We start from the raw sequence: 9193 nt of genomic DNA, 5'->3' as shown, positions 1-9193 counted from the left end.
GTGGCCCCCGCCCCGGCTCCGGCTGTGGCCCCGATCCCTCCCGCGTCCGGCGAGCGCGCCAAGCACCGGCCACGCCCGGTCGTTGCGTCCAGCCCTGCCCCCAAGGCCCGCCGTCTCTCCGGCGAACGCAAGGTCCCACGACCGAGCCCTCGGGCCAAGCGCGCCCAGGACGACCTCGTCGCGCGTCGCCTCCGCCTGGCCAACGCGCCAACCCCCGCCGGTGAGGCCGCGATCGATCCCACCCGTCGCCCGCACCCCGCGCAGACCCCGACGCCCGGGGTCACCGACCTCGTCCAGGGCATCATCACCGCCCTGCGTTTCGCGGCCGAGTCGGCCGGCATGTCCGCCGAGGACATCGAGGCCAAGTTGGCCGCAGCCATCGCCTATGTCCGGCGTCGGATCGAGGGTGACTACGCGGTCGACGAGTTCGGCTACGACCCCCACTTCACCGAGAACGTCGTCCTGCCGCTGCTCCGCCCGATCTATGAGAAGTGGTTCCGCATCGAGGTGCGCGGCATCGAGAACATCCCGGCCGAGGGTGGTGCGCTCATCGTGGCCAACCACTCCGGGACGATTGCCATCGACTCGGTGATGACCCAGGTCGCCATCCACGAGGAGCACCCCGAGCACCGGGTCATGCGTGCCCTCGGCGCCGACCTCGTCTTCCAGACACCGTTCCTGGGGACCTACGCGCGACGCACCGGCTCCACCCTCGCGGCCAACACCGACGCCGAGCGCCTCTTCGCCAAGGGCGAGCTCGTCGGTGTCTTCCCCGAAGGCTTCAAGGGAGTCGGCAAGCCCTTCAAGGAGCGCTACAAACTCCAGCGTTTCGGTCGCGGCGGCTTCGTCGCGGCGGCCCTCAAGGCCCAGGTGCCCATCATCCCGACCTCGATCGTCGGCGCCGAGGAGATCGCCCCCATCATCGGCAACATGGGCACCGTCGCCCGGCTCTTCGGCCTGCCGTATGCGCCGATCACCCCGACCTTCCCGCTGCTCGGTCCACTCGGCCTCATCCCGTTGCCCAGCAAGTGGATCATCGAGTTCGGCGCGCCGATCCCGACCGACGGTTTCGGACCGCGTGCCGACGAGGACCCGATGCTGGTCTTCGACCTGACCGATCAGGTCCGCGAGACGATCCAGCAGACGCTCTATGCCCTGCTCATGCAGCGCAAGTCGGTCTTCTTCTGAGCATGCCCGCCCGGATCGTCATCCACTCCCGGCCGGGCTGCCACCTCTGCGACGATGCGTATGCCGTGTGCGCACCGATCGCTGCCCAGCGCGGCGCTGACCTCGAGGTGCGGTCGATCCTCGATGACCCCCGGACGCTGGCCGCTTATCGCGAACTGATCCCGGTGATCGAGGTCGACGGGGCCGTCGTGGCGACCTGGCGGATCACGGCGGAGCAACTGCGCGCAGCCCTCGACCCGCCCACTCGCTGAGCACGGGAGCGAGTGTGCCGCCGCCGCGTGTACCACACGGCCAGTGAGAGATGTCTCTCGGGGGTGAGCATGACTTTGTGCATGCGTTCACAAATGCGTAGTCTGGCCGGGTCGGCGGGCCGCCCCTTCAGCCAGGAGTGCGCGCGATCCTCGGCGTGACGAGAGGACCGGCGTGAGCACCGAGGCGGCATCCCGGCGGGGTGTTCCCGACGCCACGGTCGCCCGACTCCCGGGATACCTGCGCGCGCTGACCGCCCTCGCCGACGACGGCGTCGTCTCGGTCAGCTCCGAGGAACTCTCGGCTCTCGCCGGTGTCGGCCCGGCCAAACTGCGCAAGGACCTGTCCCATCTCGGCTCCTACGGTGTGCGTGGGGTCGGCTACGACGTGACCATGCTGGCCGCCGAGATCACCGAGGTGCTCGGCCTCGCGCGCGACTGGCCGGTGGCCATCATCGGGATGGGCAACCTCGGTCGTGCGCTCGCGGCATACCGAGGGTTCGCCACGCGTGGCTTCAAGGTCGTCGCGGTCCTCGACCACGACGAACGCCTTGTGGGCCTGCGGGCTGCCGGCCTCGTCGTGCAGGCAATGGCAGACCTCCCCGCCCTGGTCCGCGAGCAGGGCCTGGCCATCGGTGTCATCGCGACCCCACCCGAGTCGGCACAGGACGTCGCCGACCAGCTCGTGGCCGCCGGCGTCCGCTCGATCCTCAACTTCGCACCCGTGGTGCTCTCGGTCCCGGGCGGGGTCGACGTCCGCAAGGTCGACCTCGGCACCGAGCTCCAGATCCTGGCCTTCCTCGCCCAGCAGCGGACCGTGCCGACCACCCGAACAGCCGAGGTGTCATGAGCCTGCTCGTCCTCGGTCTCTCGCACCACCATGCCCCGCTCGACGTGCTCGAGCGGGTCGCCTTCGACACCTCGGCCGCCTCCGAACTGGAGGCCGCCGCGCTACGCGGTGAGCACGTGCGCGAGGCTCTCGTGCTCTCCACCTGCAATCGCACCGAGGTGTATGCCGAGGCGGTCACCTTCCACGGGGCCCTTGCCGAGCTGACCGACGCCTTCGCCGAGCACACCGGCGTCGACCGCGCCCTGCTCCACCCCTACCTCTATGTCCATTACGAGGAGCGCGGCGTCGCCCACGCGTTCTCGGTGTCCTCCGGTCTGGACTCGATGGCCATCGGCGAGGCCCAGGTGCTCGGCCAACTGCGCTCCGCGCTGCGGCGCGGTCAGGCCCGCCATCACGTCGGTCCGCAGCTCAACACCGTCCTGCAGCGGGCCCTGCGCGTCGGGAAGCGGGTCCACAGCGAGACGGGGATCGACGCCGTCAGTCGCTCCCTCGTCGACGCCGCGCTCGCCGAGGCCGCCACCGAAGTCGATCTGACCACCGCGAGCGTCCTCGTGCTCGGCGCAGGCGGGATGGGGGCTCTGGCCGCGACGGCCGCGAAGGCGGCGGGGGTGCGCGAGCTGCTCATCGCCAACCGAGGCTCCGTCAGGTCGCACACGCTCGCCGAGCGATTGGGCGGCGAGGTGGTCGCCTGGGAGGATCGGCAGGCTGCGCTCGGCCGCGCCGACGTGGTGATCTCCAGCACCGGTGCACGCGGCCTCGTGGTCTCCACCGCCGACCTAGTCCAGGCCCAGCGGGGCCGTGAGAGTCGGGCCCTGGTCGTCGTCGACCTCGCCCTGCCGCGCGATGTCGAACCCGGTGCCGCGACGGTTCCCGGCGTCCGACTCCTCGACCTGGCCCACCTGGGCACCCTGCTGGGCGATGCAGGCCATCACCCGCAGGTGCAGGCCGCGACTGACCTGGTCACGGCGGAGGTCGCCGAGTACCTCACGATGCGCAGCGCCGAGACGGTCGCCCCCACGGTGAGTGCCCTGCGTCGGCGCGCCGAGGACGTCGTCGCCGCCGAACTCACCCGGCTCGCGCGGCGCCTCCCGGACCTCGACCCGGCCGAGCGTGACGAGGTCGCCAAGGCGGTCCACCGCGTCGTCGAGAAGTTGCTCCACGCCCCCACTGTGCGGGTCAAGGAGTTCGCCGAGCAGGGCCGCGGCGGCAGTTACGCGCGCGCACTGCACGAGCTCTTCGACCTCGACCCGCGCGACGTGAGCCTGGTCTCCGCTCCGGTGCCACTGGTTCTCGACCCGGAGGAGGGGCCATGAGCACCATCCGGCTGGGCACTCGGCGCTCGGCGCTGGCCACGACCCAGTCCACCTGGGTGGCCGACCGGCTGCGCGCCGCCGGCCACGACGTCGAGCTCGTGCTCGTGACGACTGACGGCGACCGCGACCAGCGCACTGCCCTGCGCCAGCTCGGGGGGACGGGCGTCTTCGTCTCCGCGCTGCGCTCGGCCCTGCACGAGGGTCGGATCGACGCGGCCGTTCACTCGCTCAAGGATCTGCCGACAGCGCCGGCGGAGGGACTCGCCCTCGGGGCCATCCCCGTGCGGGAGGACCCTCGCGATGCGCTTGTCGCGCGCGACGGGATGACCCTGGGTGAGTTGCCCCCGGGCGCCGTCATCGGGACCGGCTCGCCCCGCCGGCAGGCCCAGTTGCTCGCCCTCGGGCTCGGCCACCGGGTCAGCGACCTGCGCGGCAATGTCGACACCCGCCTCGCGGCGGTGACCGAGGGTCGGCTCGACGGAGTCGTCCTCGCCCTGGCCGGCCTGCGCCGGCTCGGGCGCGACGACCAGGTCACCGAGATCCTCGACCCGATCCAGGTGCTGCCCGCCCCCGGCCAGGGTGCTCTCGCCGTCGAGATCCGGGCTGACGACCGGACCCTGCGTGAGGCCGTGGCTGCGCTCGACGACCCCGACACCCGCGCGTGCGTGACCGCTGAGCGATCGCTGCTTGCGGCGCTGGAAGCCGGGTGCTCCGCTCCCGTGGGAGCCCTCGCCGATGTCGTCATCGGCGACGACCGGGACGAACTCAGTCTGCGCGGCGCGGTCGTCGCGGTCGACGGCAGCGACGAGATCCGCCGCTCACTGACCGGGCCCCTCGATGCTCCCGAGCGACTCGGGGCCGCCCTTGCCGCCCTGCTCCTCGAGGACGGCGCCGGTGCGCTCGTCCCCGACCTCGCACCACCGACCAGTCCCACGGGTGGCTCGACCACCCGCACCACCGCGACCCCACTCGGAGCGTGACCACCGTGACCACCACCCCCTCCCGGCCCGGGAAGACCCCCGCCACCGTCGCCTTCGTGGGCGCGGGCCCCGGTGACCCCGGCCTGCTCACCGTCCGCGCGGTCGAGCTGCTCGCCGAGGCCGATGCGGTCGTCATCGACCAGATCGCCCGCGACCAGGTCGTGGCTCGGCACTGCCGACCCGAGGTCGACGTGGTCGACGCCGGTCGCGGCGACCACGGTCAGCGCCTGACGCATGCTGCCAATGCCAAGCTCGTCGTGAGCACTGCCCGAGCCCACAAGGGTGGCCTGGTCGTGCGTCTCATGGATGGTGACCCGGCGACCTTCAACGGTCTCGCCGAGGAGGCCTTGGCCTGCGCCAAGGCCGGGGTGCCGGTCGAGGTCGTCCCGGGCGTCAGTGCGGTCTCCGCCGTCCCGGCCTACGCGGGCGTTCCGCTGACCACCGCAGAGTCCTCGGCCCTCCACGTGATCGCCCACGCCGGCGGCACCAAGGGGCGCGCGTCCACCGTCGACCCCGCCTGCCTGGATCCACGCTCCACGGTCGTCGTCCTCGGCAGCGCCGAGGCGCTCGCTGCCGGACTGGCCGCGCTCCTGGAGGCCGGCCGCGACGCGGGCACTCCTGTTGCGGTCACCGGCCACGGCACCTCCGTGCGGCAGAGCACCGCCGTCACCACCCTCGAGGACGCGACGGCAGCCGTCGAGTCGGCTCCGACGCCGGCCCTGGCGGTCGTCGGCCCGACCGTGGACCTGCGCCAGACGATCAACTGGTTCGAGTCGCGGCCGCTCTTCGGGTGGAACGTCCTGGTCCCGCGCACCAAGGAGCAGTCCGAGTCCATCGACCGGCGGCTGTCCCGCTATGGCGCGATTTCCACGGTGGTGCCCACCATCAGCGTCGAACCCCCGCGCACCCCGCAGCAGATGGAGCGCGCGATCACGGGCCTGGTCACCGGTCGTTACGAGTGGGTCGGGTTCACCTCCGTCAACGCCGTCAAGGCCGTGCGGGAGCGCTTCGAAGCTCTCGGCCTGGACGTGCGGTCCTTCGCCGGCCTCAAGGTCGCAGCGGTGGGTGGCGTCACCGCCCAGGCGTTGCGTGACTGGGGGCTCATCCCCGACCTCGTGCCGACGGGGGAGCAGTCCGCACGCGGCCTGCTCGAGGAGTGGCCGCCCTACGACGACCTGCTCGACCCGATCAACCGAATCCTGTTGCCGCGGGCTGACATTGCCACAGACACCCTCGTCGCCGGACTGGTCGAGATGGGCTGGGAGGTCGACGACGTCACGGCCTACCGCACCGTGCGTGCGGCGCCGCCGGCACCCGAGGTTCGCGACGCCATCAAGAGTGGTGCCTTCGACGCAGTCGTCTTCACGTCGAGCTCGACGGTCCGCAACCTCGTCGGGATCGCGGGCAAGCCACACACCAACACGGTGATCGCCTGCATCGGCCCGCAGACCGCGAAGACGGCCGAGGAGCACGGCCTGCGCGTCGACGTGCTGGCTGCCGAGCCGAGCGCCGAGGTGCTCATCGATGCCCTGGCCGATCACGGCGCGGCCCGCGCCCACGCCGCGCACGAGGCCGGCGAGCAGGTGCGTCGCCCCAGTGAGCGCCGCAGTGAGTCGCGTCGCCGGGCCCGTTCCTGAGGATCCGGCGATCGTGAGTTTCCCCGTCCACCGTCCTCGTCGGCTGCGGCGCTCGCCGGCGGTGCGCCGCCTTGTGGCCCAGACCCGGTTGCACCCGGCGGATCTGGTGCTCCCGGTCTTCGTGCGCGAAGGCATCGCCGAACCGGTGCCGATCTCGTCGATGCCCGGCGTGGTCCAGCACACCCTCGACTCGCTGGTCGCGGAGGCCGAGCGTGCCGTGGCGGCAGGCCTGGGGGGCTTGATGGTCTTCGGTGTGCCCGAGGCCAAGGATGGGCGTGGCTCCGGCGCCGATGACCCCGGTGGCATCCTCAACGTCGCCCTCACCCGCCTCGCCGAGGCGGTGGGGGATCGGATCGTCGTCATGGCCGACCTCTGTCTCGACGAGTTCACCGACCACGGCCACTGTGGCGTCCTCGACCACTCGGGGGCCGTCGACAACGACGCCACCCTGGAGCGGTATGCCGCGATGGCCCTCGCGCAGGCCGCCGCCGGCGCCGAGGTGCTCGGCCTCTCGGGGATGATGGACGGCCAGGTCGGGCACGTGCGGGCGACCCTCGACGCTGCCGGCTTCACCGACACCCTGATCCTCGCGTATGCCGCGAAGTACACCTCCGGTCTCTACGGCCCCTTCCGGGAGGCCGTGAAGTCCTCCCTCGTCGGCGATCGGGCGACCTACCAGCAGGACCCCACGAATGCGACCGAGGCGATCCGTGAGATCGAGCTCGACGTCGCCGAGGGCGCCGACATCATCATGGTCAAGCCCGGCCAGCCTCATCTCGACATCATCGCGGCCGCTGCCGAAATCTCGCCGGTTCCCGTTGCGGCATACCAGATCTCGGGTGAGTACTCACAGATCGTCGCGGCCGCCGACAACGGCTGGATCGACCGCGAGCGGGTGGCGACCGAGTCCCTGATCCACCTGCGTCGGGCCGGGGCTCAGATCATCCTGAGCTACTTCGCCCTGGAGTTGGCGGAGCGCTGGTGAACGCCGCTCCGGCCCGTGGCGCGTCGACGGCTCGTACCGGTGGCAGGATGCGCTCATGACGAGCGAGGACGCTGTCACCCGGTGGCTCTCCGCCGACGAGCAGCAGGCGTGGCGCGCTTACCTGCGCGGCAGCCGAGAGTTGGAGGTCGCCCTCGAGCGAGACCTGGCCGATCAGGGTGTGAGCTTGCCGGAGTACGAACTGATCTCGATGCTCTCGGAGGCCCCGGAGGGTCGGCAGCGGATGTCGGCGCTCGCCGCCTTCATCGTCCAGTCTCGCAGCCGGGTCACGCACACGGCGGCGCGACTGGAGAAGCGGGGGCTGGTGCGCCGCATCCCGGCTCCCGACGACGGCCGGGGTGTCGTGCTCTGTCTGACTGATGCGGGTTTTGCGCTGGTTGGTCAGTTGGCACGAATCCATGTCGAGAGCGTGCGCCGTCACCTCATCGACCCGCTCACCGCCGAGCAGTTCCGCGCGCTGGGCGAGGCGATGCAGACTATCCGTCGGGCCAACGCTGCGGTGGGCGCCGAGGAGACCGCCGCCCGTTGATGCGCGGCTGGCGCCGCTCGCGCGGCTGGCGCCGCTCGCGCGGCTCCCTGGTCGGCTTCGGTGCGGCCTTGAGTCCCAGGGCACAGCAGAACCCGCACCCCAGGATCGGAGCGGGCCACCTAGACTTGCCAGAGTGTCCGTGCCCTCCCAGACCCTGACCACGGCTTCCTCCCACGCACTCCTCGCGCGCGCACGCGCCGTCATCCCGGGCGGGGTGAACTCGCCGGTGAGAGCCTTTCGCGCGGTGGGAGGCACTCCGCGCTTCATCGCCTCAGCACACGGCCCGTGGCTCGTCGACGTCGACGGCAACCGGTTGGTGGACCTGCTCTGCTCCTGGGGACCGATGATCCTCGGTCACCGGCACCCCGACGTCCTTGATGCCGTGAATCATGCTGCGGCACAGGGCTTCTCCTTCGGGACGCCCAGCGAGGGCGAGGTGCTCCTCGCCGAGGAGATCGTCGCCCGGGTCGCGCCGGTCGAGCAGGTGCGACTGGTCTCCAGCGGGACCGAGGCGACGATGTCGGCGATCCGGCTGGCCCGCGGCTTCACCGGGCGGGACGTCATCGTGAAGTTCGCCGGCTGCTACCACGGGCACGTCGACGCCCTGCTGGCTGCCGCCGGATCCGGCGTCGCGACCTTCGCCCTGCCCGACTCGGCGGGCGTCCCGGCCGACATGACCGCCGAGACGATCGTGCTGCCCTACAACGACATTGCGGCGCTGGACGCGGTCTTCGCGGCGCGGGGTGGCGAGATTGCGGCTGTCATCACCGAGGCAGCGCCCGGCAACATGGGAGTCGTCCCGCCGGTCGTCGGCTTCACCGACGCGTTGCGCCGAGTGACCTCCGCGCACGGCGCGCTGCTCGTCTCGGACGAGGTGATGACCGGCTTCCGCTGCTCCCGTGCGGGCTGGCTCGGCCTCGAGGGTGTGCCCGCAGCGGGTGCCCCGGACCTGTTCACCTTCGGCAAGGTCATGGGCGGCGGCTTTCCCGCAGCCGCGTTCGGTGGACGGGCCGACATCATGGCCCACCTGGCACCGGAAGGACCGGTCTACCAAGCCGGAACGCTCTCGGGAAACCCCGTGGCCGCGGCGGCCGGGTTGGCCACCCTGCGGGGCTGCACCGAAGATCTCTACCCGCGCCTCGAGGCCACGGCGACCGTGATCGCGGATGCCGCCTCGGCCGCCCTCACCGCCGAGGGTGTGCCGCACACGGTGCAGTGGGCCGGCTCGATGTTCTCGATCTTCTTCCGCGAGGACCCCGTGCGCACCTATGCCGATGCTCGCGCCCAGGACACCGCCGCCTTCGGCCGGTTCTTCCACGCCATGCTCGACGCCGGTGTGCACCTGCCGCCGAGTGCCTTCGAGGCCTGGTTCGTCTCGGGTGCGCACGACGATGAGGCCTTGGACGTCATCACCACCGCCCTGCCGGCCGCGGCCAGAGCGGCGG

9 protein-coding genes are annotated in these 9193 nt (G+C 71.6%); all 9 read left to right on the top strand.

The annotated features are described in order from the left end of the window. Positions 1 to 1188 (top strand): lysophospholipid acyltransferase family protein (locus BN10_RS02185; RefSeq protein WP_233354242.1); only part of this gene is annotated, 1188 nt, incomplete at its 5' end. A gap of 2 nt (positions 1189 to 1190) precedes the next feature. After that, entirely contained in the window at positions 1191 to 1439 is a 249-nt protein-coding gene (locus BN10_RS02180; RefSeq protein WP_040750758.1) for a glutaredoxin family protein, read from the top strand. A gap of 172 nt (positions 1440 to 1611) precedes the next feature. Continuing rightward, a complete protein-coding gene (locus BN10_RS02175; protein WP_010849514.1) occupies positions 1612 to 2286 on the top strand; it encodes a redox-sensing transcriptional repressor Rex in 675 nt (224 codons plus the stop codon). After that, positions 2283 to 3599 (top strand): glutamyl-tRNA reductase, encoded by a 1317-nt coding sequence (locus BN10_RS02170; protein WP_010849513.1) that lies wholly within the window; start codon positions 2283 to 2285, stop codon positions 3597 to 3599. Before BN10_RS02175 ends, BN10_RS02170 begins: the two co-directional genes overlap by 4 nt. Further along, on the top strand, positions 3596 to 4579 hold the full coding sequence (gene hemC, locus BN10_RS02165) for a hydroxymethylbilane synthase (RefSeq protein ID WP_010849512.1): 984 nt from the start codon (positions 3596 to 3598) through the stop codon (positions 4577 to 4579). The genes BN10_RS02170 and hemC overlap by 4 nt, the downstream gene beginning before the upstream one ends. After that, positions 4576 to 6216, top strand: coding sequence for a bifunctional uroporphyrinogen-III C-methyltransferase/uroporphyrinogen-III synthase (locus BN10_RS02160; protein ID WP_010849511.1), 1641 nt, complete (start codon positions 4576 to 4578; stop codon positions 6214 to 6216). Before hemC ends, BN10_RS02160 begins: the two co-directional genes overlap by 4 nt. Before the next feature lie 13 nt (positions 6217 to 6229). Continuing rightward, positions 6230 to 7201, top strand: coding sequence for a porphobilinogen synthase (hemB, locus tag BN10_RS02155; protein ID WP_040752306.1), 972 nt, complete (start codon positions 6230 to 6232; stop codon positions 7199 to 7201). Between the two features lie 55 nt (positions 7202 to 7256). After that, the gene (locus BN10_RS02150; protein WP_010849509.1) at positions 7257 to 7748 is read left to right on the top strand and encodes a MarR family winged helix-turn-helix transcriptional regulator; all 492 of its coding nucleotides are present in this window, start codon (positions 7257 to 7259) and stop codon (positions 7746 to 7748) included. Positions 7749 to 7881: 133 nt separating this feature from the next. After that, positions 7882 to 9193, top strand: a 1312-nt coding sequence (gene hemL / locus BN10_RS02145) for a glutamate-1-semialdehyde 2,1-aminomutase (RefSeq protein ID WP_407674652.1), incomplete at its 3' end; no start/stop codon positions are given.

Source organism: Phycicoccus elongatus Lp2, assembly GCF_000367525.1.
Lineage (GTDB): Bacteria > Actinomycetota > Actinomycetes > Actinomycetales > Dermatophilaceae > Phycicoccus_A > Phycicoccus_A elongatus.
This window is presented reverse-complemented; position numbering and strand designations above follow the sequence as displayed.

Excerpts from the sequence above, each read along its gene's own strand:
- BN10_RS02180 (WP_040750758.1), top strand. The coding sequence starts at position 1,191 with ATGCCCGCCCGGATCGTCATCCACTCCCGGCCGGGCTGCCACCTCTGC.
- BN10_RS02170 (WP_010849513.1), top strand. The coding sequence starts at position 2,283 with ATGAGCCTGCTCGTCCTCGGTCTCTCGCACCACCATGCCCCGCTCGAC.
- hemC (WP_010849512.1), top strand. The coding sequence starts at position 3,596 with ATGAGCACCATCCGGCTGGGCACTCGGCGCTCGGCGCTGGCCACGACC.
- BN10_RS02150 (WP_010849509.1), top strand. The coding sequence starts at position 7,257 with ATGACGAGCGAGGACGCTGTCACCCGGTGGCTCTCCGCCGACGAGCAG.